Here is a 24,459-nt window from a genome sequence, read left to right as displayed (position 1 = left end):
TCACACGATGGATACCTGGACTCCCTCTTCGTGGCGCGAGCGACCCGTGCTGCAGATGCCGGTCTATCCGGATGCCACGGCGCTGGCATCGGCCGAGCAGCGCCTGGGCGCCTTGCCGCCGCTGATCTTCCCGGGCGAGATCTCGCAGCTGCGCGAGCGTCTCGCGGCCGTGTCACGCGGCGAGGCCTTCCTCTTGCAGGGAGGCGATTGCGCCGAGAGCTTCGACGAGTTCGGCCAGGAGCCGGTGGAATCCACGTTCCGCGTGATCCTGCAGATGGCCGTGGTCCTCACCTATGCCGCGGCCTGCCCGGTGGTGAAGGTGGGCCGCATCGCCGGCCAGTTCGCGAAGCCCCGGTCTTCGGACACGGAGACCGTGAACGGGGTCTCCTTGCCGTCCTACCGTGGCGACATCATCAACGGCAGCGACTTCAGCGCCAGTGCCCGCCAGCCCGATCCGGCCCGCCTGCTGCAGGCCTACTCGCATTCGGCCGCCACGCTGAACCTGCTGCGGGCGCTGGCCCAGGGCGGTTTCGCGGACCTGCGCGAAGTGCATCGCTGGACGGCGGATTTCGTCCGCTCCAGCCCGCAGGGTGCCCGCTTCGAGGAGCTTGCGGACCGCATCACGCAGTCCCTGGCATTCATGGAAGCCTGCGGCTTCGACGCCGCGCGGGCACCACAGCTGCATGCCGTGGAGTTCTACACGTCGCATGAGGCCCTGCACCTGCAGTACGAGCAGGCACTCGCCCGTTACGACGAACGCCAGCAGCGGTGGTACGCCGCTTCGGCGCACCTGCTCTGGCTGGGCGAACGCACGCGCAACGTCGATGGCGCGCATGTGGAATTCCTGCGCGGCATCGGCAACGCGGTCGGCGTGAAGATCGGCCCCGCAGCCAGCGCGGACGACGTGCTGCGCCTGATGGACCTGCTGGACCCCGGGCAGCAACCGGGCCGGCTGGTGCTCATCACGCGCATGGGCAGCGACAAGGTGGCGGACAGGCTTCCGCCGCTGCTGCGTGCCGTGCGGCGCGAAGGACGCACGCCCGTGTGGTGCTGCGATCCCATGCACGGCAACACGGTGACCGCGTCCAACGGCTACAAGACGCGCGACTTCGAGCGCATCCTGCAGGAGATGAATGGATTCTTCGCCGCGCACGCGCAGGAAGGCACGTATCCGGGCGGCCTGCACTTCGAGATGACGGGGCAGGACGTGACGGAATGCCGCGGCGGGGCACAGGCACTGACCGACGAACGCCTCGAAGAGCGCTACCGCAGCGCCTGCGACCCGCGGCTGAACGGATCGCAGAGCCTCGAGCTGGCGTTCCGGATCGCCGATGTGCTGAAGTCGGCACGCCGCTGACGCGGGGGCGGAGGGGAATCCTCACCGACCGGCGCGGCGCTTTTCACCCTGCACGTTGTTTCGCCGCGCGCCAGCTCTCGGCGCGGTACGGCTGGGTCAACTGCAGTCCCGCGATCACGAGGTCGGCGCGGGTGCCGTCGGCATTGCGCAGGAAGCCCTTCAACACGCCTTCCTGGACGAAACCGAATTTCTCGGCCGCACGAATGGCGTGGATGTTCTCGGGGTAGAAGTGCGCGGTAAGCCGCTCGACGCCCATCCTGTCGCGCAGGAATCCGATCGCGAGCTGCGCCGCCTGCACCGCGATGGCACGTTGCAAGGCCGGGAATCCGATCAGGAACTCGCATCGCCTGTGCACGGCCGAATGGTCGGTTGCGCTCACGAATCCGACCGGTCCCTGTTCGGTGCGGACCGTCCAGTGGAGGGCGTGCAGTTCGCTCAGCAGGGCGGCACGTTCGCGCTCCAGCACTTGGCGCAATGCCGCATCGCTCTCCGGCAACGGCCGTGCCGACCGGTTGAAGTTGCCCATGAACTGCCGGTCACTCCAGCACGCGCGCACGAAGGACGCGTCGTCTGCGTCGCGCCGCTCCAGGACCACCCGCCGCCCTTCCAGCGGCTGCCACCAGAAGTCCTCGTGCTCGTGCAGCAGCGCCTGCAGCTCCACGCTGTCGGCGAACTGCGGCTGCGCGCGAATCAGCTCGCGCGCGGCCGCCAGGCGGCGCGCCTGCCGCAAGGCGCGCAGTTCTTCGCGCAGTGCAGGCGCCGCCACGCGTTCAGAGCGCCGGCGGGACCTGGAACTGCGCGACCTGTTCCAGGCGGGACGCCGAGCCCAGGGCTGCGGTGACTTCCGTGCGCGAAGTGCCGCCGAAAGCCAGCTGCCGCTCGGACAGTGACAGCGTCGGCGCCAGCCCGAGCTCCGTCATGCCGCCCGCCGGGGTAAGCGCTTCTTCCAGCGCAGCCCACGCGTCGACCTGCTCCCAGAGCTGCTGCAGCGCCTGCGGCGTGTCGCTGGAGGCGGGCGTGGCCGCCTCGGCTTCCGCACGCATCCAGGCAATCAAGGCGTCGCTTCCAGCAGCGTCCAGGGAAGCGGCGGGCGCAGGCGACGTGGGCGCTTCCGCAACCGGCGCGCTGTCGGGAATGCTCGCGACGTCGACGTTCACCGGATCGAGCTCCGGCGCCCGCTGCGTGGGCACCTCCGCCACGGCTGCTCCCGCCGTGTCCAGTGCGCTCGAATCCTGCCCGTCCAGGGCGGCCAGTGCGGCGAGGAATTCTTCGAGCGTCGGCTCTTGCGATGCAGCCGCCCCGGCGCCTGCCACCGGCGCTTGTCCGCCCGACGTCAGGGCCGAACCGTCCGAGGGCAAGAACGCATCGTCCGCCTCTGTGGTGACCTGTCCGATCGAGGGCAATCCCGGCTGCACGGCGGGGGACGCGACCGGTGTGATTCCCCCCATGCCGGTCGGCTGGGCGTCGATGGCCGATGCCGTGAGCTGCAAGCTCACCGGCGTCGCGATCGTTTCCGTTGCACTCACGGAGGACCTCCCGGCGACGCTCGCCTCCTCGGACGTAAGCAGCGCAGTGGTGCTCGCGTCGAGGGACATCGGCTCCGCGCTCAGTGCCATCATCGACGAGAACGACATCATCTGCATGGATGCCGTAGCCACCGGGTTCAGGATGTCCTGCGCGGCGGAGCCGAAGCTGGTGGAGCTCACCTGCGGCTGCACCGACGCGAACGACAGCCCGGAGAGGTTCGCCCCGTGCGCGTACTGGTAGGCGACCTCGCCGCCCAAGAGCTGGGTGTTGCTCGACCCGGCAAAGGCGCTCGTGAGCACGGAGTCGCTCAGCTGCCACGTCCCGATCGCGGAGTTCGCCGCGTAGGCCGCGTCGAAGGCCGCCACCAACTGGTCGAAGTTCAGGGTGGTGATGCGGCTGTTGCGCAGCGTGTCCCCGCTGCCCGGCGCATAGTCCGCGCTGGAGTCGATCACCACCTGCAGCTTCGCGATCGTCTGGTTCGCCGACGCCGCATACCAGCCGGCCAGCCGGAGCTCGGAAGTCGTTCCGATCACGCGCAGCTGCAGGTCGTTGCCGGTGCGGGAAAGCGCCAGCTCCGACAACATCACGCTGCCCACGGAGATCGTGTCGTTCCGTTCGCCGGCACCCGCTCCTGCAACAGGGATCTGCACGACGTCGACGCCGTCCCCCCGCTGGAAGCCGATGACATCGCTGCCGCCGCCCAGCACGAAGCTGTCGTTCCCCAGGCCCGCCGCGACGAAGTCGTTGCCCGTGCCGAGCGTGACGGTGTCCGCGTCCGCGCCGCCATCGGCGAGGGTGTTCCCCGACGTGTCCTGCAGCGTGTCCGCGCCGGCGCCGCCGAACAGCCAGTCCACCCCGACGCCGCCGTTGAGCGTGTCGTTGCCGCCGGTATTGCTGACGATCTGGTTGCCGATCGCGTTGCCGGTCACCGTCAGTCCGCCCGCGCCGGTCTGAAGCACCAGCCTTTCCACGTCGGCGGCGGCCGCCAGCGTGTAGTTGAAGGCGACCTCCACGGTATCGAAGCCGCCGCCTGCGGTCTCGACCACGACGTCGGCGGCATCGACCTGGTAGTAATCGTCGCCGGCATCGCCGCGCAGCGTGTCGGCGCCCGCGCCGCCGAGGAACGTGTCGTTCCCCAGGCCACCGACCAGCGAATTGACGCCCGCGTTGCCCTGGAGCACGTTGTTCAATGCGTTGCCGGTGGCGTTCAGGTTGCTGGTGCCGGCGAGGCGCACGTTCTCGACTTCGTTCGCCAGCGACGCGAGCGTCACCGTCGTTTCGATGGTGTCGTTGCCGCCGCCTGCGAATTCCGTCACCACGTCCGTCGTGCTGTCGACGTAGTAGGTGTCGTCGCCGAGGCCGCCCACGAACGTGTCCACGCCACCGCCGCCGCTCAAGGTGTTCGCACGCGAATTGCCGGTGAGCACGTTGTTCAGCGTGTTCCCGATCGCCTCGAAGGCGGGGGTGTTTTCCTCCAGCGTCAGGTTCTCCACCAGCGTGCCCAGCGTGTAGGTGTAGTAGCTGGAGATCACCGTGTCGACGCTGCCGCTCTTGGCGGATTCGATCACCTGGTCGCCGGCGCTGTCCACGTAGTACGTATCGTTGCCGGCGCCGCCCGTCATGGAGTCGTCGCCGAGGCCGCCGACCAGCGTGTCCGCTCCGGTGCCGCCGGTCAGCGTGTCGTTCCCGCCGCGCCCGTCGAGGAAGGACGATGCCACCGGCGCCGTCAGCGTGTCGTTGCTGTTGTCGTAGCCCGACTCGCCGGCGATCTTCGTCTTGAGGGTCGCGAGGTCCCACTGCGTGCCGTCGTTGAAGCGCACCGCCTCGATCTGGCCGGCATTGCCGGTCGCGTAGGCGTTCTGCATGGTGAGCGCATCACCGGTGGGGGCGATCTGCACGACGAGGCCCGATGCCGTGATGCCGCGCACCTGGCGCAGCACCTTCACGTCGGTCGTGGCGACCGAGGCATCGAACTGGACCAGGTCGAATGCACCGTCATCCGCGGCGATTTCGCCCTGCGTGTTGATGACCAGGTCGTCCGCCTCGTCCTTTCCGTAGCCGCGCCCGAAGCGGTACACGTCGGCGCCGGCGCCGCCGGCAAGCACGTCCTGCCCGTTGCCGGACGCGTCGGCCAGCCCGCCGTCCAGGGTATCGTTCCCGACGCCGCCAAACAGCGAGTCGTTGCCCGTGCCACCCAGCAGGCTGTCGGCACCTTCCAGGCCGTAGACCGCATCGAAGCCGCCGAGTGCGTCGATCGTGTCTGCGCCGGAACTGCCGACCAGGAAGTCCGCGCCCTGTGTGGCCACGCTGCGGTCCGGACTCGCAATCACTGCATCGATCTGCCCGGAGCCGACCACGATGCCGCCGGCGAAGCGGATGCTGTTGATGAAGTGCGACGTCGGGATGTCCAGCACCGAGCCGTCGGCCGTGCGCACCGTGAACAGCCCGTTCTGGCGCTGCAGGGTCACGTCGCGCAGGCTGACGGTGCCCATGTCGATGTCGATCGCCTGCCCCATGTCCGCGGCGAACACGTCGTGCCCGTAGCCGTTGCCGAAGCGCAGGGTGATGGTGCGCGCGGTGGCGTAGACCGCGGTCATCCGATCGTCCCCGGCGCCACCGTCCATCGTGTCGTTGCCGCCGCGGCTGGTGATCGTGTCGTTGCCGCTGCCGCCGACCAGCAAGTCGAAGTCGGACGCGGGTTTGGTCTCGGTGACACCGTTCTTGCCCGTGTACAGGATGTCCGGCAGGAACTGGTCCTCGATCGTGTCGTCGCCGTCGCCGCCCCAGATCGTGTTGTTGGAGCCGTTGCCGTTCAGCACGTTCGCCAGTCCGTTCCCTTCGAGGTTCAGGGCGCCCGCGCCGCGGTTGACCCGCCCGTTCTCGATCGTCGCCAGGCCGGCGAAACTGAAGGTGGTACCCGCCGGCCCCGATCCGGCCATGAACGTGTCCACCCCCGTGCCCGTTTCCACGACGATATCGCCGACACCGACCACATACGTGTCGTTGCCGTCACCGCCGGTCAGCACGTTGGCTGCCGAGTTCTGCGAGCCATCCAGCCGGTTATTGCCGGCGTTGCCGGTGGCGTTCACCGCCGCGCTGCCGGTGAGCGTCACGTTCTCGACGTACGCGTATTGCGTCAGCAGCGACGTCTCGAACGGCGTCTGCACGGTGTCATTGGGCGAGTTGTCCGTTCCGTCGCTCCAGAAGCCGGTCTCGATCACCAGGTCGCCGGCGTTGTCCACCACGTAGGTGTCGTTCCACCTGCCACCGATCAGCGTATCGGCGCCGAGACCCCCGTCCAGCACGAAGTCGAGCATGCCGACGAAGCCCGGATAGTTCCGGTACTGGGCCCAACCCTGCCCCGCCGCCTGGGCCTCGTAGTCCACCGTGTTGATCACGTTGTTGGCTGCGTTGCCCAGATAGCGGTGCGTGTAGTTGCTGGTGGCGCCGCTGTTGTAGTACAGCGTTCCCGAAAAGGAATTCGGCGTGCCGAGGATCAGGTTTTCGACGTTGTCCTGGAGTTGCAGCGACCATACGCCGGTGATCAGCGTGTCGTTGCCCTCGCCCGCCAGTTCGACGATCGAGCCCGATGGCGTGAGGGGCGCGTCGGTATCGACGTTGGACGCGTCCGGGAGCAGCAGGTAGGTGTCGTCCCCGCGCCCACCGTACAGGGTGTCGGGATAGGAGATCGCTCCCGACAGGGTGAACCAGTTGTCCCCGCTGTTGCCGCGGATCGTATTGGAGCCGGTGTTGCCGACGGCGAAGAGGTTGAGCCCCCCCGTGAGCGTCATGTCCCACACCGCGGTGTTCGGGATCCCGTAGCTCACCGTGGAACTGATCAGGTCCCCATCGTTGGGTTCCGGGTCCGTGATGACGTCCTGCCAGTGGTCCACGGTGAAGGTGTTCGACCGCGTGGTTCCCGTCATCGTGTTCGCCGTGCCACCCAGCGTCGCCAGGTGCGTCGGCGAGCTCACGTAGGCGTAGTCCCAGGTGGTGCCATCGGCGAACTTGATCGTTTCGACGTAGCCGGCGCTGCCGGTAGCGAAGTAGTTCTCGATCCACAGCTGGTCGTTGCCGCCATTGAGCTGGATCACGAGCGAGTCGCCGCTGAAGGTGATGCCGCTGGACGGCGGCGACGACACGCGATGCAGCGTGACGTTGGCCGGCGTGATGCCCGCTTTCAGCAGGACCTGGTCGATGCCGGACGCGTCGGCCTGGATGATCTCCATGCCCTGTCCCACTCCGAAGCTGTAGGTGTCGTTACCGGCCCCGCCGTCCATGTGGTCCCGGCCCGCCCCACCTTCCATGGTGTCGTTGCCGTCGCCACCGAAGAGGTAGTCATTGTCCGCGCCGCCTGCGAGCACGTCATCTCCCGCATCGCCATAGAGCGTGTCGTTGCCCTGGCTGCCCTGCAGCGTGTCGTTTCCGCCCTGCCCCATGATCTGGTCCGCGCCCCAGCGGCCGTCGATGACGTCGCTGCCGGCGAAGCCCGTGAGGTAGTCAGACCCCTCGGTCGACTTCAGGACCTCGGCCTTGAGCTGCTCCGCGGTCAGCACCGTGCCGTCGGCGAACTCGATGCGCTCCACGCGGTTGGCGGGATCCTCGGTGCCGAACTGGCCGTTGACGACCGCCTGGAAGTACGGGCCGCTACGTGCGTACACGTAGAGGGCGTCGCCGGAGCGCGTGATCACCGCGTCCTGCCGGTTGATCCCCTCGAAACGAACCACGTCGACGCCGGTCGCGTCGCCGCTCCCGTTCTCGTCGATCGTCTCCCCATCGAAGCCCGGACGCACGATGTAGGTGTCGCTGCCCGCGCCGCCGAACAGCGTGTCGTAGCCGGAGCCGCCGATCAGCGTGTCGTTGCCGGTAGCGCCGGTGAGCGTGTCGTCGCCGCCGCGCCCGTCGAGCGTGTCGTTGCCGCCCAGGCCACGCAGGGTATTGTTGCCGTCGGTGCCGACCAGGTTGAAGTCGGTCGACGCGCTTGCCGTGATGACGGCATTCACGTCGGCCTGCGTCCACTCCGTGCCGTCGGCGAACAGGATGCGCTCCACCGCTTCGGCGCCGCCGGTGAAGTAGTTGCGCAGCGTGAGCTGGTCGGAACCGGTCACGAAGATCACGTCGTTGCCGTTGCGCAGTGCGTTGACCGACGCCGTCGTGATGCCTTCGCCGAAGCGCAGGATATCGCCCGTGCCCGCGGTAGGGTCGCCGTCGGCGATCGTGTCGCTGCCGTCGCCGGCGTTGAAGGTGTAGGTGTCGGCGCCGCCCTTGCCGATCAGGGTGTCGTCGCCGGCTCCGCCGGTGATGCGGTCCTGGACGTTCGTGCCCGTGACCGTCTCGCTCGACGACGATCCCGCGAGGTCGAAGCCGCGTGCGACGAGCTGCGCCTGCGTGAGCACCGTGCCGTCGCTGAACTGGTAGCTCCCGATGCCGCCCGAAGTGCCGGCGTTGTTCGGGTCGAAGCCGGTGATCTCGACGGAACCCGCGAGTTCGGGACCGAAGGTGATGACCAGGCGCGAGCCGCTGTACGAGAGCTTCAGCTGGTCGGCGGTGATGCCGGCCCCGAAGCGCAGCGTGCCTTTCAGAGACCCACTGCTGGTGTCGTTGATGACGTCGGAGCCATCGCCGGCCTCGTACACGTAGGTGTTGTTGCCGCCGCTGCCATTGAGGGTGTCGTTGCCGAGGCCGCCTGCGAGGGTGCCGCTGCCGCCGGTGGTGGTCAGCGTGTCACCCGCCCTGCCGCCCTGCAGCGTGGCGCCCGAAGTCGTGGTGGACTGGTCGGCGGACCACGCGTAGGTCTTGCCGAAGAACTGGCCGGCGGTATAGGTCACGCCCGAGACATTCACCGTGCCGATGGAGCCGGTGGTCATCCCGCGGATGAAGATGGTGCCCTGACCGGTTTCCAGCATGAAGTCGTTGCCGCCGAAGCCCATGTAGGGCGTGAGGTTCATCGTGCCAATCGAGAAGCCGTCAAGTTGCAGGGTGTTGACACCCTCCACGTCGTTGACGAATTCCGCAAGGGACGGATCGTTGGCCGTATCGCCGGCGGCAAACACGTAGGTGTCGTTGCCGGCGCCGCCATAAAGGCGGTCGAAACCCGTGCCGCCGACCAGCGTGTCGTCACCGTCGCCGCCTTCGACATAATCGTCGCCGTCTCCGGCGTCCAGGAGATCGTTGCCGGCATCGCCCCAGAGTGCGTCATTGCCTCGCCCCGCCAGGAGGGAATCGCTGTCGGCACCACCACCTAGCTGATCGTCACCGTCGTCGCCGAGCAGCAGATCGGCTCCTGCGTCGCCGAACAGATGATCCGCACCGTCACCTCCGCTGAGGTAATCGTTGCCGTCGCCACCCTGGAGCTGGTCGTTGTCCTCTTCGCCTTCCAAACTGTCGTCGCCGCTTCCGCCCTGCATAAGGTCGTTGCCTGTGCCCCCCAGCAGGATGTCGTCCCCTTCGTCCCCAACCAGCTGATCGGCATCGCCTTCGCCGGCAAGAAAGTCCGCATCAGCCCCGCCATAGAGCCGATCCGCCCCGTCGCTGCCAAACAGGACATCTTCGCCGTCGCCGCCCTGGAGCTCGTCGTCTCCGCTCTCGCCATCAGCGTAGTCAACGCCCGCTCCCCCGACGATCAGGTCATTTCCTTCTGCCCCGAACAGTTCGTCGTCGCCGTCCTCGCCGAGGAGCAGGTCCGCACCGAGGCCCCCATCCAGGTAGTCGTTCCCCGCCTCGCCGAACAGGCGATCGTCGCCATCGGAACCGAGCAGGACATCTTCGCCGTCTCCTCCCTGGAGTTCATCATTGCCGTCGCCGCCGTCGAGGATGTCGTCGCCCTCCATGCCGCCGAGGATGTCGCCGTCCGCCTCTCCGTACAAGGCATCGTTGCCGGCGCCGCCGCGGAGGGTATCTATCCCGGTTCCTCCCCAGAGCGTGTCATTGCCGCCCTGGCCATAGAGGTCATCGTCGCCGTCCTCGCCATCGAGGTAGTCGTTCCCGTGAACGGCGACATCGATAGTGTCGTCGTCCCCGAACAGGATGTCGTTCCCGAGGCCGCCGAACAGCTGATCATCGCCGCCATCACCTACCAGCTGGTCGTCGCCGTCTTCGCCATCCAGGTAATCAGCTCCATGCGTTTCCGCCGGGAGCGTCAGGTCGTCGCCAAACAGCACGTCATTGCCGCTGCCGCCGAACAGATCGTCCTTGCCGCCGTTGCCAACGAGCTGGTCGTCGCCCTCCTCGCCATCGAGATAGTCGTTTCCGTGCAGGCTGGCGGCGATTGCGAAATCATCGCCATAGAGCCGGTCAGCGCCCAGCCCACCATAGATCTCGTCGACCGCGCCTCCGCCCCAGATGATGTCGTTCCCATCCTCCCCATCGAGGTAATCAGCTCCGTGCACCGCGACGGGGGTATAGACATCGTCTCGATCGTCACCCCAGAGTTCATCGTCCCCGACGCCGCCGAACACGGCATCGTTGCCGCCCTGTCCGAGCAGGAGGTCATTCCCTTCACCACCGTCCAGGAAATCGGCGCCATGCTGGTCCGCCGGGGTGTAGACGACAGTTCCATCAATGCTGGGTCCATCGCCATAGATGCGGTCGCGATCCGCCCCACCGAGGAGAACGTCATCACCGCCCATCCCCATGATCTGGTCGATGCCAGCCCCGGCATCGACATGGTCCGAACCGGTGCCCGCATACACGTAATCATCGCCGTCCCCTGCGTCGATGGAGTTCCCGGCGTCGCCGAACTGCTCGTCGCGACTGACCGTCAGAGTCAAGTAGCCTTCGAGGAACCCATCGGAGTCCGGCCCATAGGCGCCGGAGCGCCAGCTCAGGCCCTCGCCGAACAGGTAAGGATAGGGATTCGGCCCCAGCGCGTAGTCCGGGCCGCCCGGGTAGGCGAGTTCACCGGAACTCGAGCCATAGATCACGTCCCCGCCGGCTCCCCCGACGATGACGTCAGCCCCAAGGCCGCCCATGAGGATATCGGTGCCGTCGCCGCCCTCGATCGTGTCATCGCCGTCCCGACCGAGCAGTGCATCATCGCCACCGAGCCCACGAATCACGTCGGGTGCCGAGGTGCCTGTGATCAGGTCCAACGCTCCAGGCTGATCGCCATCGGGAATGTAGTTCCCATCGTCCCCCACGACGTATTTGTCGTCTTGCACCTTCTTGACGAAATCGCCGTTGAAGGTGCTGGTCGACTCCGCGCCGTCCCGCACAGTGAGAGTCAGCACGTTGCTCTCCACCGATTGATCGGCGTGCGTATAGGTGACGACGATCTCCACTGTCTGGTCACCGGCAGTTCCGTCCCCGACGACTGCGAATGCGCTCTCTGTCTGCCCCTCAAGAAGATCCAGAGTCACGGGCGAGGCGAGATCGACCGTATCCGAGCCCGTGACCAGTTTCAGGCCGGCTGCGCTGCCGCTGCGCACGGCGATCGTGATGGTGTCCCCCACGGAGGCCGCGAAGTTGCCGAACCATTTGAGGGCGGCGGCCCCCTTCTCGGCCATGTCCGCGGCGACCCCTGCAATCGTGGGTTCCGGCGTGGCGAACGGGTTTTCCGCATCCGCTTTCTTGATCGCAGTCTGCGGCGGCCGTTCGAGGGTGATCCCGACATAGCCGCCTTGACGATCGATCTGGAAGTTCCGGATGGTGATCGAGTTGGTCCCTGCGCCCAAGCCGGTGCCGGTGATGACAAGCTGCTTCTGGGCCTCATCCAGCGTGTACACGAATTGCCCGCCGCCGACCGTCCACACCCCCAGACGGCCACTGAGCTTGTAGTCGGCCTTGCTTGCGCCTTTCAGCTGATTGCCGCTGACCATGATGGAACCAAATCCATCGTCGTCGATGACGACGTCGCGGCCGTCCCCCGTGGCGTAGACGTATTCGTCGGCTCCCAACCCACCGCGCAGGATGTCGTCATCACGCCCGCCCGTGAGGGCGTCGCCCTTGAAGCCGCCGACCAGCGAGTCATTGCCGAGGCCGCCAATCAAGTTCACGCCCTGTTGCTCCGCTGCGGTGCGAAGCGGAGCGTACAAGGCACGCGCAAGGAGTTGCCCGCTGGTCCGAGTGTCAGCCTGGTCGGTTCCATGAATGACGACGCGGCCGCTCGAGTCGAGTATCTGCGTTACACCGGGCGAGACGTTCCAAAGATCATCGATGACACTCTGCATCTCGGATGGCAGCCGGCTGAGGCCATCCACCGGGTGATATGTACGAGCCTCCGTGGCGACGTCGTTGAGGTAGTCCTGAGCTGCATACGTCCTGCGCAACACGGCGGCCTTACTGCTCGGGTCGAAATCGATGTTGACCCTCCGGCCGATGCCCGTCGGATCGATTTTGGCCTCAAGGGAGAGGTTGCCGATTTGCGTAATCGTCGAGGATGACTCGAAATCGAAGTTGTCATCGAACGGCAAGATCGCGAAGTTCCGGATTTCCCGGGACCCGTCGGCGTTGACCACAAACTGAGCCCCATCGGCGATGCGGAAGGAGCCTGACTGATACACATAGGTGCGCATTGCATGGTCGTCGGTGCCGTCCATGTACGACGACTGCAACAGGTGCGACTGGATGCTCCCCGCCCCGAGTTGCTGCATGACATCCTGCAAGCTGAAAGTCTTGGCGGTTCCTTTCGGTACAGCGAAGATCCTTCCCTTCATGAAGGCGTTGACGGCCTCGATCTGACTTCCGTTCGCAAACCGCCCGGCTCCATCGCGCATGAACGAAACAGCGTCCATGTCGATGACCATTTTTAAGCCGACCGGCCTTGCCAAGCTGTCCGTCGCTATGTTCTGGGGTTTGGTGGGCGTGCCATACAAGAACAGGCTCGTAATTTCCTTGATCCCGATTTGCGATGCGGTGTACATGACTTCCCCTGTCTAACGTTGATGGACGCTTGCCCTGTCCGTGTCAGTGCCATACCGAGACGTGAGCGGCCTGCCGCACGCACTCACGGCTACGAACTCCTGGTAGTACGTGCCACCCGAACGACCTGCTCGGACGGGATAGCGGATCTCGACTTCGGAAACGTTGAAACCCAACAGCACATCCCACCAGGCACGAAAATCAGGTTGCCGGTTGAGCCGGCAGCATTCGGGGTGCTGGCGCGCGAACAGCGCAGCGTCTTCGGTTCCCGCCTGCATGCGCTGGACGGGCCGCGAGGACAGTGCCGCTACGATCAATTCATCCTCGCTTAGACGGCGTGCTTCGGAAAAGCACACACCGGCGTCCGCGAGCAGCCAATAAATCAAGGCCGCCAGGAAGAGAAGCCAACCCACACGCCGACGGTGCGGAATGTCCCCAGCGGGCGTGCTTGGTTCCGCGGCCCCCTTCACCGCTCCCTCCCCGCCTCATGCACCGCCTTGCTCACCGGACTCAGCAGGTACTCCATCACCGTACGATGCCCCTGCTTGATTTCCGCCGCCGCCTGCATGCCCGGCTCCAGCGGATAGCGCACCACTTCGTCGCTGCTGCGCGCCTCGAGTTGCTGCGTCTTCAGCTTCACGATCGCCTTGTATCCAGCGGGGCTGCCGGCGCCCTGCGGCATGCTCATCGCATTGTTCTGCGTCATGGCCTGCGCATCGGCCGCGACCGTCTGCACGGTCCCTTGCAGCAGGCCGTACTTCTGGAACGGGTAGGCGGAGAGCTTCAGCTGCACCTCCTGCCCCGGCTGCACGAAGCCCACGTCCTCGTTCTTGACCTGCACCTCGGCCACCAGCTGCTCGCCCTTGGGCACCAGCGTGAGCAGCACCATCCCCGGCTGCACCACCGCGCCGCGGCTGGTGGTGGCCAGGTCCTTCACCACGCCGGCCTGCGGTGCGCGCAGTTCGAGCAGGGCCTGGCGGAAGCCGGCCTTGCGGCTGTCCTGCTCCAGCTTCGCCAGGCTGGCGATCACCTCCGTGCGCTCGGTCAGCAGCTGGCTGCGGTAGTTGCTGGTGAGCGCCGCGATCTTCTTGTCCTGCGCCGCGATCCCGGCGACCAGCCCTTCGGCCGTCGCGGACTGCGCCTTCAGGTCCTGCTCCTTCTCGATCGCCTCGCGCTCCTTTTCATTGCCCGCGAGCGGGCTCAGGAAACCTTCGGCCACCAGCTTGCGGTGCGCCGTGGCCGACTGCTCGTAGCTCGGGAGCGTCGCCTTGAGCTTCTTCACCGTCTCCTGCGCGGCGGAGAGGTCCTGTTCGAGCCGGCGGCGTTGCGCCGTCTCCTGGGCGAGCGCGTCCTGGTAGGCCTGCCGCCGCTGCGCGCCCTGCAGCTGCACCTGTGTCAGCAGCACGGGATCGTCGCCCTTCTGCGCAAGCAGCGGTCCGCCCGTGAGCTCCGCGTCGATGCGGCGCAGCGCGAGGCGGCGCATGGCGAGTTCGTGGGCCAGCGTCTGCTGGTCGGCCCCGGTGAGGGTGGGATCCAGCCGCACGAGCACCTGTCCCGCGTCGACCGTGTCGCCTTCCTTCACGAGGATCTCCGTGATGATCCCGGCCTCGGCGGGCTGCACGATCTTCACGTACGTCTGCGGCACCAGCTTTCCCTCGGCCACCGCGACGATGTCCAGCCGGCCGACCACGGCCCACAGCAGCATGGCCGCGCACAGCGACACGACGGTGTAGATCACCGCGCGCGGAAGCTTCGGCGGCGGGCTCTCCTGGATGCCCAGCAGGCCGGGAGCGAACTCGATGGCTTCGGCATCCAGCTTCATGCCTTGGCCTCCTCTTTCACGCGCGCGATCGCCTTGCGCAGGACTCCATCGCGGATGACGTACACCTCGTCGACGTGCAGCGTGCGGGGCAAGGCGTGCGTGATGAAGATCAGCGTGACCTGCCCGCGCAGCTGGTTGACCGTCGAACCGAAGGCTTCCGCCGTCTGCGGGTCGAGCGCCGACGTGGCTTCGTCGAAGACCAGCACCCTGGGTTTCTTCAGCAGGGCGCGGGCAATCGCGAGCCGCTGTTTCTGCCCACCGCTCAGGCCCGTGCCCCGCTCGCCGATCTCGGTCTGGTAGCCCTGGGGCAGCGCCTCGATGGTGTCGTGGATCTCGGCCCGCCTGCAGGCGTCCATGACTTCTGCGAAAGTGGCCGCGGGATTCGCGGCCAGCAGGTTGTCGTAGATCGTTCCGCTGAACAGCACCGTCTCCTGCGGCACCACGCCGAAGCAGCTGCGCAACTCGTTTGCAGCCTGGTGCCGCACGTCCACGCCGTCGACGCGGATCGAACCTTCCCCTGGCCGGTAGAAGCCCTGGAGCAGCTTGCCCAGGGTGGATTTCCCCGAGCCGCTCGGCCCCATGATGGTGATGCTGCGGCCCGGCTCGATCACCAGGTCGAGCCCCCGGTACAGCCAGGGCAGTTCCTCGCGGTAGCGAAAGCCGACGCCGGCGAACTCGATGCGTCCCGATCGTTCCGCGCGACGCGCCGGCACCAGCGAGTACGGCTCAGCGGGCGCGTTCATCAGGTCGCCCAGTCGCAACACCGCGAGGCTCGCTTCCTGGAACTGCTGCCAGAGACCGACCATGCGCAGCAGGGGCTGGCTCAGACGACTCGCGAACATCTGGAAGGCGACCAGCATGCCGATCGTGAATGCCGCTCCGCCGGGCGCGGGATTCATGACGATCCAGGCACCGATCATCAGCACCAGCACCGTCATCAGCTGCTCCAGCGCGCTGGCCGCCGTGTGATAGGTGTTGCCGATCTGCTTGGTGGCGAAGCCCGATTGCAGGTAGGTGGCGAGGTAGTCGCCGTAGCGCGCGTCGAGTTGCGGCTCCATCTGCAGGCTCTTCACCGTCTCGTGGCCCGCCACGTGCTCGGTCACGAAGGCCTGGTTGCGCGCCCCGAGCAGGAACTGCTGGTTCAGGCGTGCCTGCAGCACCGGCGCCATCACCAGCGAGATGCCGCAGATGACCGCCAGGATGCCCAGCACCACCAGGGTGAGCGGCACGGAATAGAAGAACATGATCGCCACGGCGATCAGCAGGAACGGGATGTCCAGCACGAGGCTCACGGCCGCGGAGGAGATGAACTCGCGGATCGTCTCGATCCCGCGCATGCGCGCCGCGATCACGCCGGTGGGCCGCCGCTCGAAGTAGCCGACCGGCAGCTTGAACAGGTGCGAGAACACCGTCGCACCCAGCACCGCGTCCACCCGGTTGCCCGTGTGCAGCACGAGGTACTGGCGCGTCCAGCCCAGGATGGCGGTGAAGACGACGAAGATCGCCATGGCAACCCCCAGCACGACCAGCGTGCTCTGCGTGCGGTGCACCACCACCTTGTCGACCACCGCCTGCGTGATCAGCGGAAAGGCCAGTGCCAGCAGCTGCAGGAACAGCGACGCCAGCAGCACCTGGCGCCACACGCCCTTGTGCTTCAGGAGTTCCGGGACGAACCAGCGGAAACCGAATTCCCGCTCCGCGTGGCCGCCGTCGGCATCGTTGGCGGGCTTGTGCCGCGCCCGGGCCTGCACGATGGAGCCGCCGTAGTCCGCTTCGAACGCGGCGGCGCCCTGCGGCTGCGGCGCGCCGGATCCGCTCCAGACCACGACCTCGTCGCCCTTGCAGGCGAGCACCAGCACCGGATTGCCGTCGCGGCGGAACGCGACGAGGGGGAAGGACTGCCCCGGCAGGCGGGCCGCCTTGCAACGCCGGAGCCTGGAATGGAAACCGAGTTGCCGCAGCGCGCCGAGCACGGCCTCCGCGCCGCGAGGCACCGGGTAATGTTGCCGAAGCAGTTCCGCATCGAAGGGAACGCGGTGGTAGGCGCACAACCCGCCGACGACCGCGGTGAACAGGGTCACGTCGACCCCGGCCGAATGGCCTGCGCCCGCTTCGCTCATGAAATCCACCCCTCCTCGTGCGCTTGCAGACGCGCCCGCTACTTCGGAGGGGATGCTAGGAACTATTGCTCACCTGCACACCTGTCAGTTCTGACAGGGAGCACGCGAATATTGCAACCAAGTGTTGGGTGGTTCACCCGTTTGGACGACGACGCGCGCAGCCCGGAAATGCCATACGCGCGTCACGCACGCGCGTCCGCGAGCGCATCGACCCACTCGAGTTGCCGGGGCAGGCAAACGCGTGCGAGGTCGTAGCGCCCGGCGACGAGTTTGCGGGCACCGATGCCGAGGCGCTCACGTTCGCAAGCGTCGTCCAGCATCGCCCCCACGGTGCGGGCCAGGGTACTCGGGTCGAAGAAGGACACCAGCCGCCCCGTCTCGCCGTCCCGCACCACTTCACGCACGGGCGCCGTGTCGCTCGCCACCACCGCGCACCCGCAGCTCATGGCCTCGAGCAGGCTCCAGGACAGCACGAACGGATAGGTCAGGTAGACGTGCACGGTGGAAACCTGCAGCAAGGCAACGAACCTGCCGTATTCCAGCTGTCCGAGGAAGTGCACGCGCTGCCAGTCCGCATCGCTGATCCGCGGCCGCACCTCGCGCGCGAAAACTTCCTTCCAGCTGCCGCCACCGGGCGGCGGCGGCCCGTAGCTCGCCTCCTCGCCCCCGACGACGAGGATGCGCGCGCGCGGGCGCGCGCCCAGCAGCTCCGGCAGGCAGCGCATGAACACGTGGAACCCGCGGTAAGGCTCCAGGTTGCGGCTGACGAAAGTGACCACCTCGTCGGCCCGGGTCAAGGTGATCGCCTTGCCGCGCGAGCGCAGCACGACGCGGGCCGACGGATCGGGGCGCAGCGCCCCGGTGTCGATGCCGTCATGGATCACCGCGATGCGCGATCGGAAAGGCTCCGGGAAGGTGCCGGCCTGCCATTGCGTGGGGGCGATTCCAGCGGCAGCACACTGGGAATGCAGCACGTAGTTGGCGTTCTTGATGCGCAACCGGCTGGCCTGCAGTTCCTCGGGCCGGTCGAATTCCGGATCGAATCCGACGTCGGCGCCGCTCGACTGATAGAAGAACTCGCAGTAGATGCCGATCCGGGCGCGCGGCCAGACGTCCTGCAGGAAGAGACTTTCTCCCCACGCCGGATGGGCCACGACCACATCGGGCTCGAAGCCTTCCTTCTTCAGCGACAAGGCCGCATGAAGGCAAGCCTCTCCCCGCAGCACCTTGGACTCGAGTTCGGCCACCCAGGCATGCGCGGTGCGCGAGGCTTCCGACCGCGCGGCGTAAGGCACGACCCGGACGCCGCGCCAGTTGCCGGGCGCGATCTTGCGCATCGTGAGTGCGACCACGGTGTTGCCTGGCATGGCGGCCAGCGCGGGTGCGACGTGCTTGAACTGGGCCGGGAAGTTCTGGTGGACAAAGAGGATCTTCACGGGCGGTGATTGTGCGGGACTCCCGGCGCCACTGCAGAGCCACCATTTCCTACATCCGTGACGGGCGCGCAGCCCCTCGCACCCGGCAAGCGCGCCGACACTGGTCCGCCGCCGCTCCCTACAAGGTTGCGCGGACCCTTCAACGGAACATGGCCGCCTCATCCGCCGCACCGAGGACCTGCCGTGATCCGCCCGCCGCGCTTTCTCTCCCTGCTCTGCCTCGCTTCGGCCTGCCTGCTGCCGCAGCTCGCCACGGCCGCGAAACAGACGGTGTGCACCATCACCATCAACTCCGCCGACGAACAGAAAGCCTTCCGCAAGTTCCTCCCGGCCGACAAGTACGACTTCGTCGAGCTCGTGGAGCGCAACCGTCCGGACTGGCTGGGCTCGGCCTGCGAAGCCAAGGTGTCCTGCGACATGCTCGTCATCTCCGGCCACTACGGCGAAGGCAACGAGTTCTTCTCGGACGTGATGGAGATCCGCGAATCGCTGTCGATCGGCGAGCTCGAGCGCGTCTCCTGTTCCGGCTCCTGCCCGAACCTGTTCGCGAACCTGAAGGAGGTCTACCTCTTCGGTTGCGACACGCTCAATCCGAATGCGCAACGCACGGCCTCCGCCGAGATCGTGCGCAGCCTGGTGCGCGAAGGCCGCTCGCCGGCGGAAGCGGTGCGGCTGGCACGCGAGATGCACGCCGCGCGCGGCGAGAGCAGCCGCGACCGCATGCGGCTGGTGTTCAAGGACGTGCCGGTGATCTATGGCTTTTCGTCGGCCGCACCTCTCGGTCCGGTGGCCGCCTCCAGCCTGAACCAGTTCTTCCAGTCCGGCGGCGCGTCGCAGGTCGGCAAGGGCCACGTCAGCGGCGGCTTGCTGCGGCAGTTCTCCGCGCAGGGGCTGGCCTCCGCGCGCGGCATGACGGCCGGCGACTCGCTCGCGGGCATGCGCAAGGACGTCTGCATGTTCGCCGACGACAGGCTGTCGGAGGCGCAGAGGCTGCAGGCGCTGCACGAACTGATGCAGCGGCCGACCGCGCAGGCCCGCCTGCTGCTGGATCGCGTGGAGCGCTACACCGCCGGCCTCGACAAGGCGAAGCGGCAGCAGCCCGAAGTGGCGCAGGCGCTCGCGCGCATCGCCGCCGACGGCAGTGCCAAGGACCGCTACCTCGCATTTGCCCGCGACGCCGACGAGCCGCGCACGCGCGCCCGCATGGTCAACGTCGCCCACGCGCTCGGCTGGCTGTCGCCCGAGCAGCGTGTCGATGAACTCGCGCTGCTGTTCAAGGACCTCCTGGCCCGCAAGGCCATCGCGCCGACCGAGGTGGACCTGGCCTGCGCCGTCAACAAGGACCGGTCCCTCGACAAGGCGCTGCAGCCCGTCGCCGCCGGTGGCCGGCGCGAGGACGACGTCGGCCACTCCGCCGTGCGCGCCTGCCTGGGCGGCGACGACGCGCACGACCGCACGCTCGAAGGGCTGGTGAGCACGGACGACGCCGACGTGCGGATCGCGCAGGTGTACCTGCGCCACCGCCCGATCGCGGATGCCAGCGAGTTGCGCACGGTCACCCGAGCCATCGCCGCCATGAACGGCTCCGAAGCGCAGACGCGCGCGCTCGACGTCCTGGCGCGGCACTACCTCTCGGACCGCGAGATCGTGTCCACGCTCCAGCAGCTGTTCGCCCGCACGCGCTCGTCGTCGGTGCAGAACGCGATCGCGGGCGTGCTGATCCGCGCCGACGCCGACGCGATCGCCACGACCGACCTGCTGCGCACGTTGCGTGAAAATCGCCTGAAGTCGTCGTCCGGCGGCAACATGGTGGAGGCATTGATCCAGCGGCTGCAGCTCTCTTCGGCGCGCCGGCCGGACGCCAGCCTCGCGGAGCTACGTAACAGATCCCGCTGACGCGCGTGCTGTGGAATACTCGCGGTCTCGCACCGCAGAGCCGCCGCAGTACCGCGTCTATGCCCTTCTCCACTTCCCTCTTCCGCAGTCTCGCGGCCGCCGGCGCATGCCTGGCCGCCGCGCTGTCCTGGCCTGCCGCCGCGGCGCCCAGGACCATCTGCACCATCACCGTCAACTCGCCCGACGAGAAGGACACCTTTCGGCGCAACCTGCCGCCCGGCGACTACCAGTTCGTCGAGCTGGTCGAGCGCGGCCGCAAGGACTGGCTGGCCTCCGCGTGCCAGCAGCGCGTGCAGTGCGATGCGCTGGTGATCTCCGGCCATTTCGACGGCGGCGAGGAGTTCTATACCGACCGCCTCGATGCCAGCGAGTACCTGACCGTCGAGGAGATGGAGCGCGCTTCCTGCAGCGACTCCTGCCCGGGCGTGTTCTCGCAGCTCAAGGAGGTCTACCTCTTCGGCTGCAACACGCTCAAGCCTGAAGCACGGCAGACGGTCGGTGACGAGATCGTGCGCAGCCTGCAGCGGTCGGGCCTCTCGCCGGCGGACGCGGCGCGCGTATCGACGCTGCTCGGCGAACGCCACGCCGAAAGCAACCGCGACCGCATGCGGCACATCTTCAAGGACGTGCCGGTCATCTACGGCTTCTCGTCCAAGGCGCCGCTGGGCCGCTATGCGGGCCCGCTGCTCGATCGCTATCTACAGACCGCGCCGGCGGGCCAGATCGGCAGCGGCCAGGTCAGCAACAAGCTGGTGGAGCTGTTCGCGCCCGTCTCGATGACGGTGACGTCCGGCCTGAAGGACTCCGAGCCGCAGGCACGCGTGCGCGCCGATACCTGCCGCTTCCTCGACGAGCGCCTCACGCCGGAGAAGAAGGTCGCCTCGCTGCATGAAATGCTCAAGCGCGACATGACCGAAGTGCGGATGCTCCTCGGGCACATGGAACGCTTCACGGCCTCGATCGGTCCGGTGCAGCGCAGCGTGCCCAAGACCGCCGCGGCCTTCGCGGCGCTCGCTGGCGACACCGGCGCCCGCAAGCGCTACCTGGAGTTCGCGCGCGACGCCGACGAACCGTCGGTGCGCACCCGCATGATGGCGCTGGCCGCGAATGTCGGCTGGCTCACGCCCGCCCAGGAACAGGCCGAGTTCATGGACATGATCGCCGAGCGCGTCAACCGCGGCACGCTCGGCCGGGACGAAGTCGACCTCGCCTGCACGCGTGGACGCGCGGGCGAACGCGAGTCGTCGCTGGCGCCGCTCGCCGCCACCGCGTTGAAGACCGGCAAGGTGGCCGCCGCCGCCGCGCTGGCGTGCCTCGGCAGCACCGAGGCCCATGCGCAGGTGGTGCGCGCCGTTACCGCCGCGAGCGCGGATGACATCGCGATTGCGCAGACCTACCTGCGCCGCCGGCCATTGGCGAACGACGGCGAACTGCGCGCCGTCGCTTCGGGCATCGGCCGCATGACGTCGCCCGACGCCCAGGTGCGTGCCCTGGAAAGCCTGGCACAGCAGCGGCTGGACGCGGAGAGCCTGCGCGAGATCGCGCGCCAGTTCCCGCTCGCCAAGTCGGTGGACGTGCAGCGGGCGATCGCCCGCATCCTGATCCGCGCCGACCGTTCCCTGCTGGCGCGCACGGAGCTCACCCGGACGCTGAAGGAAAGCCGCCTGAGGTCGCCGGACGGCGAAGACGTGATCGACGCGCTGATCCGGGTGCTGCAGGCGAGCTGAACGCGCGGCCCTTCGCAGCTACTGCGAGGACGAGCCCATCTTCCCCTGCAGCACCTTCAGCAGGTGCTGCTTCGCTTCGACCAGCTGCGCCTTGTCGGTGTCGTGGACCTTGCGGAAGAAGGCCACGCACTCGGGCGACTTCGCCGCTTCGGCGTCCTTGATGTACTGGTCGTAGGCGTTCAGGGCCTGCGCCTTGTTCTGGATGAGCGTGATCCAGTCGTACGCGAGGTCGCTCAGCGGATGGGGATCGGAAGTCTTTTCCTGCATGGCCGTTCCTTGGTGTGTCCGTCACAGGATACGGCGGATGGCGCGCGGCGGGGTTCGTCCGCGAAGGCTGAGCCACTCGGAACGGCCCTCTTCAACCGGATCCTGCGGATCCGGCGATTGCCCATGTCCGCGACATACAGCGTGTCCTTGCCGTCGAAGGCCACTCCGGTGGGAAAGCTGAAGGTCGCGGACGCCGCATCGCCGTCGTTGCTGCCGGGCAGCCCCGTGCCGGCGAGGACCGACTGCGTCCCGTCCGGGGCGATCTTCAGGATGCGGTTTTCGTATCGATCCGCGACATAGGTGTTGCCGGCGTTGTCGGTGGCCCGGTCCGGAGGGAACGGAAATGAGACCGCGTCCTTCACCGGTGTCGTGACCCTGCCCGCGGCGATCGCGCGGGTCCGGTTGTGGTTGCCGTAGTCGGCGACGTGGATGCTGGCGTCCGGGGCTATGGCCACCGAGTGCGGAAAGAAGAACCTGGCCGTCGCGATCGGCCCGTCGGTGTTGCCGAACTCGCCCGTGCCCGCGATGGTGCCCACGCAAGGGCCGCCGCCGCTGCAAGCCCGCTCGGGCGGCATCCCGCCCTGCTCCGTCGACAGGCGTTCGCACCCCGCCGCGAGCACCGCGGCCAGGACGATCACGGCCATCGACAGGAGCAGCCTGGCGTTCGACACGGCGTTTGCTTGCTCATCCACGGCGGCGCCTCGATTCCGCTGGCGAGTTGAATCTGCGCCACCGTCGACTATTGTGGAAGCTTCCGCGCAAGGAGCTGCCCATGACCATGATGCTGTCGCAAGCGAAAGTCACCGCCATGCTGCCCGTCATCGACATGACGCGGGCGCGCGGCTTCTACGAGGGCAAGCTCGGGTTCCGGCCGGACGGGCCGAAGCCGGACGGCCGCTATGAATACGCGCTGAGCGATGGCCTGGCGCTTGCGCTGATCCCGCGCGACGGGGGGACCAAGGCGGAACACACCGCCCTCAGCTTCGAGGTGCGCGACATCGACGAGCGCATCCACGCGCTGCAAAAGGCCGGCGTGGTGTTCGAGGACTACGACCTGCCCGGACTCAAGACCGTCGAACACGTCTGCGTGCTGGGTTCGGAGAAGGCCGCCTGGTTCCGCGACACCGAGGGCAATTACCTCTGCCTGCACGAAGAACTGGGCTGAAACGTTTTTCAGGAGCCTGCGATGTGCTACATGATCCGCCAAGCATCCCTCCGAACGGACTCCGACAAGGCCGTGAGCGTGCCTTCGGAACGGCCCGGACTCCGGCCACGCTGGGCCGGCATCGCGGCGGCCGCGGTTTTCGGAGGCATCGCATTGGCCGCGCTGGTGCCCACGCCTTCACCCACGGCCAGGAATGAGGTTCCACCGGCGGGCGCTCCGGCCACCATCGCCACGCCGATGGTGCAGACGGCGGCGGGGGGCGAGCAGCGATCGCTGCCGATGGATGACGGCGTGCCGACAGCCACCGAATTCCGGAAGGCCGCGGCGGGACATTGCGAGCACGGCCTGTGAACTGAGGCGCCGGACATGGCCGCCCGCTCCATCGCCTCGCTGACCTTGAGCTTCGGGCTCGTCTCCATTCCGGTCAAGCTGTATTCCGCCACCGAATCGTCGAACACGGTCCGGTTCCACCTGCTGGCCAGGGACGGCTCGCGCCTGCGCCAGCAGTACGTGTCCGAGAAGGACCAGGCCGTCGTGCAGCGGTCGGAGATGGTCAAGGGCTACGAGTTCGAGAAGGACCGCTTCGTGCTGTTCACGCAGGACGAACTCAAGGCGCTGGAGGAGTCCAGCAGTCCGGCCATCGAGATCCTGTCGTTCATCCCCGCGCGCTCGGTGGACCCGCTCTTCTACGACAAGGCCTACCTGCTCGCGCCGGACAAGCGCGGCGCCAAGCCCTATGCGCTGCTCGCGGAAGCGATGCGCCGCAGCGACCGCTGCGCGCTGGCCCGCTGGGCGTGGAAGGCCAAGCAGTACGTCGTGCAGGTCCGGCCCACGGAGGATGGCCTCGTGCTCCAGCAGCTGCTGTATGCGGAGGAAGTGCGCTCGCTGAAGGATCTCGCCATCGAAGCGGTCGACGTGTCGCAGGGCGAGTTGCAGCTGGCGCTGCAGCTGATCGAGCACATCTCGACGGACCACTACGATCCCGCGCAATACGTGGACGAAGAGAAGAAGCGCATCCTGGCCGCCATCGACGAGAAGATCGCCGGGCGGCAGGTCGTGGCTTCGGTGCCGGACGAGGCGCGGGGCTCGGCGCAGGTGATCGACTTGGTGGAAGCGCTGCGCGCAAGCCTGGCCGGCAAGCCGGCGAGCACGAAGGCGCCGAAGATCGAGACCCAGTCGCCGATCGCCACCAGGGAACGCAAGGCCGCCAGGCGCGCGCCTGCCACGACCAAGGCCACGGAAGCGGCGGCTCCCACGCGCGAAAGAGCGCGCGCCCGCAAGTGA

General features: G+C 67.5%; 13 protein-coding genes. 6 read left to right on the top strand and 7 right to left on the bottom strand.

The features are described 5' to 3' along the window. Window positions 1–7 precede the first annotated feature (7 nt). Window positions 8–1,357 carry a class II 3-deoxy-7-phosphoheptulonate synthase gene (locus VF522_RS20710; protein ID WP_330910206.1) on the top strand — a complete coding sequence of 450 codons (1,350 nt, stop codon included), beginning with the start codon at window positions 8–10 and terminating at the stop codon, window positions 1,355–1,357. Between the two features lie 43 nt (window positions 1,358–1,400). Here the strand turns inward: VF522_RS20710 and VF522_RS20705 are convergent, their stop codons facing one another. The 5 genes from VF522_RS20705 to VF522_RS20685 all read right to left on the bottom strand — a co-directional run bounded on the left by VF522_RS20705 (window position 1,401) and on the right by VF522_RS20685 (window position 18,120). Further along, on the bottom strand, window positions 1,401–2,123 hold the full coding sequence (locus VF522_RS20705; protein WP_330910205.1) for a GNAT family N-acetyltransferase: 723 nt from the start codon (window positions 2,121–2,123) through the stop codon (window positions 1,401–1,403). Window positions 2,124–2,127: 4 nt separating this feature from the next. Further along, complete coding sequence (locus tag VF522_RS20700; RefSeq protein ID WP_330910204.1) at window positions 2,128–12,744, bottom strand: calcium-binding protein; 10,617 nt, start codon at window positions 12,742–12,744, stop codon at window positions 2,128–2,130. 464 nt (window positions 12,745–13,208) lie between these two features. Beyond that, on the bottom strand, window positions 13,209–14,564 hold the full coding sequence (locus VF522_RS20695; RefSeq protein ID WP_330910203.1) for an HlyD family type I secretion periplasmic adaptor subunit: 1,356 nt from the start codon (window positions 14,562–14,564) through the stop codon (window positions 13,209–13,211). Continuing rightward, window positions 14,561–16,684, bottom strand: a complete 2,124-nt coding sequence (locus VF522_RS20690) for a peptidase domain-containing ABC transporter (RefSeq protein ID WP_330910202.1) — start codon at window positions 16,682–16,684, stop codon at window positions 14,561–14,563. The genes VF522_RS20695 and VF522_RS20690 overlap by 4 nt, the downstream gene beginning before the upstream one ends. Before the next feature lie 182 nt (window positions 16,685–16,866). After that, entirely contained in the window at window positions 16,867–18,120 is a 1,254-nt protein-coding gene (locus tag VF522_RS20685) for a glycosyltransferase (RefSeq protein ID WP_330910201.1), read from the bottom strand. Between the two features lie 183 nt (window positions 18,121–18,303). Between VF522_RS20685 and VF522_RS20680 the strand changes: the two genes are divergently transcribed. Continuing rightward, entirely contained in the window at window positions 18,304–20,016 is a 1,713-nt protein-coding gene (locus tag VF522_RS20680) for a hypothetical protein (RefSeq protein WP_330910200.1), read from the top strand. 59 nt (window positions 20,017–20,075) lie between these two features. Continuing rightward, window positions 20,076–21,743 carry a hypothetical protein gene (locus VF522_RS20675; RefSeq protein ID WP_330910199.1) on the top strand — a complete coding sequence of 556 codons (1,668 nt, stop codon included), beginning with the start codon at window positions 20,076–20,078 and terminating at the stop codon, window positions 21,741–21,743. Between the two features lie 18 nt (window positions 21,744–21,761). On the opposite strand, the gene VF522_RS20670 is transcribed toward VF522_RS20675, so the two are convergent. Together VF522_RS20670 and VF522_RS20665 are read right to left on the bottom strand one after the other, a co-directional pair. Next, a complete protein-coding gene (locus tag VF522_RS20670) occupies window positions 21,762–22,010 on the bottom strand; it encodes a hypothetical protein (protein ID WP_330910198.1) in 249 nt (82 codons plus the stop codon). Continuing rightward, a complete protein-coding gene (locus VF522_RS20665; protein ID WP_330910197.1) occupies window positions 21,977–22,654 on the bottom strand; it encodes a hypothetical protein in 678 nt (225 codons plus the stop codon). The genes VF522_RS20670 and VF522_RS20665 overlap by 34 nt, the downstream gene beginning before the upstream one ends. A gap of 137 nt (window positions 22,655–22,791) precedes the next feature. Between VF522_RS20665 and VF522_RS20660 the strand changes: the two genes are divergently transcribed. Genes VF522_RS20660 through VF522_RS20650 form a run of 3 tightly spaced genes read left to right on the top strand, consistent with a single transcriptional unit; the run spans window position 22,792 to window position 24,459 of the window. After that, window positions 22,792–23,175: a VOC family protein gene (locus tag VF522_RS20660; RefSeq protein ID WP_330910246.1), complete on the top strand. Its 384-nt coding sequence runs from the start codon at window positions 22,792–22,794 to the stop codon at window positions 23,173–23,175. Between the two features lie 30 nt (window positions 23,176–23,205). After that, window positions 23,206–23,526, top strand: coding sequence for a hypothetical protein (locus VF522_RS20655; RefSeq protein ID WP_330910196.1), 321 nt, complete (start codon window positions 23,206–23,208; stop codon window positions 23,524–23,526). A gap of 15 nt (window positions 23,527–23,541) precedes the next feature. Next, the gene (locus VF522_RS20650; RefSeq protein ID WP_330910195.1) at window positions 23,542–24,459 is read left to right on the top strand and encodes a Ku protein; all 918 of its coding nucleotides are present in this window, start codon (window positions 23,542–23,544) and stop codon (window positions 24,457–24,459) included.

Source organism: Ramlibacter sp. (genome assembly GCF_036383835.1).
Classification (GTDB): Bacteria; Pseudomonadota; Gammaproteobacteria; order Burkholderiales; family Burkholderiaceae_C; genus Ramlibacter.
This window is presented reverse-complemented; position numbering and strand designations above follow the sequence as displayed.

What these genes read in the sequence shown, in the direction of transcription:
- VF522_RS20710 (WP_330910206.1), top strand. Translation starts at nt 8, where the DNA reads ATGGATACCTGGACTCCCTCTTCGTGGCGCGAGCGACCCGTGCTGCAG.
- VF522_RS20700 (WP_330910204.1), bottom strand. Translation starts at nt 12,744, where the DNA reads ATGTACACCGCATCGCAAATCGGGATCAAGGAAATTACGAGCCTGTTC.
- VF522_RS20695 (WP_330910203.1), bottom strand. Translation starts at nt 14,564, where the DNA reads ATGAAGCTGGATGCCGAAGCCATCGAGTTCGCTCCCGGCCTGCTGGGC.
- VF522_RS20690 (WP_330910202.1), bottom strand. Translation starts at nt 16,684, where the DNA reads ATGAGCGAAGCGGGCGCAGGCCATTCGGCCGGGGTCGACGTGACCCTG.
- VF522_RS20675 (WP_330910199.1), top strand. Translation starts at nt 20,076, where the DNA reads ATGCCCTTCTCCACTTCCCTCTTCCGCAGTCTCGCGGCCGCCGGCGCA.
- VF522_RS20670 (WP_330910198.1), bottom strand. Translation starts at nt 22,010, where the DNA reads ATGCAGGAAAAGACTTCCGATCCCCATCCGCTGAGCGACCTCGCGTAC.
- VF522_RS20665 (WP_330910197.1), bottom strand. Translation starts at nt 22,654, where the DNA reads ATGGCCGTGATCGTCCTGGCCGCGGTGCTCGCGGCGGGGTGCGAACGC.
- VF522_RS20660 (WP_330910246.1), top strand. Translation starts at nt 22,792, where the DNA reads ATGCTGTCGCAAGCGAAAGTCACCGCCATGCTGCCCGTCATCGACATG.
- VF522_RS20655 (WP_330910196.1), top strand. Translation starts at nt 23,206, where the DNA reads ATGATCCGCCAAGCATCCCTCCGAACGGACTCCGACAAGGCCGTGAGC.
- VF522_RS20650 (WP_330910195.1), top strand. Translation starts at nt 23,542, where the DNA reads ATGGCCGCCCGCTCCATCGCCTCGCTGACCTTGAGCTTCGGGCTCGTC.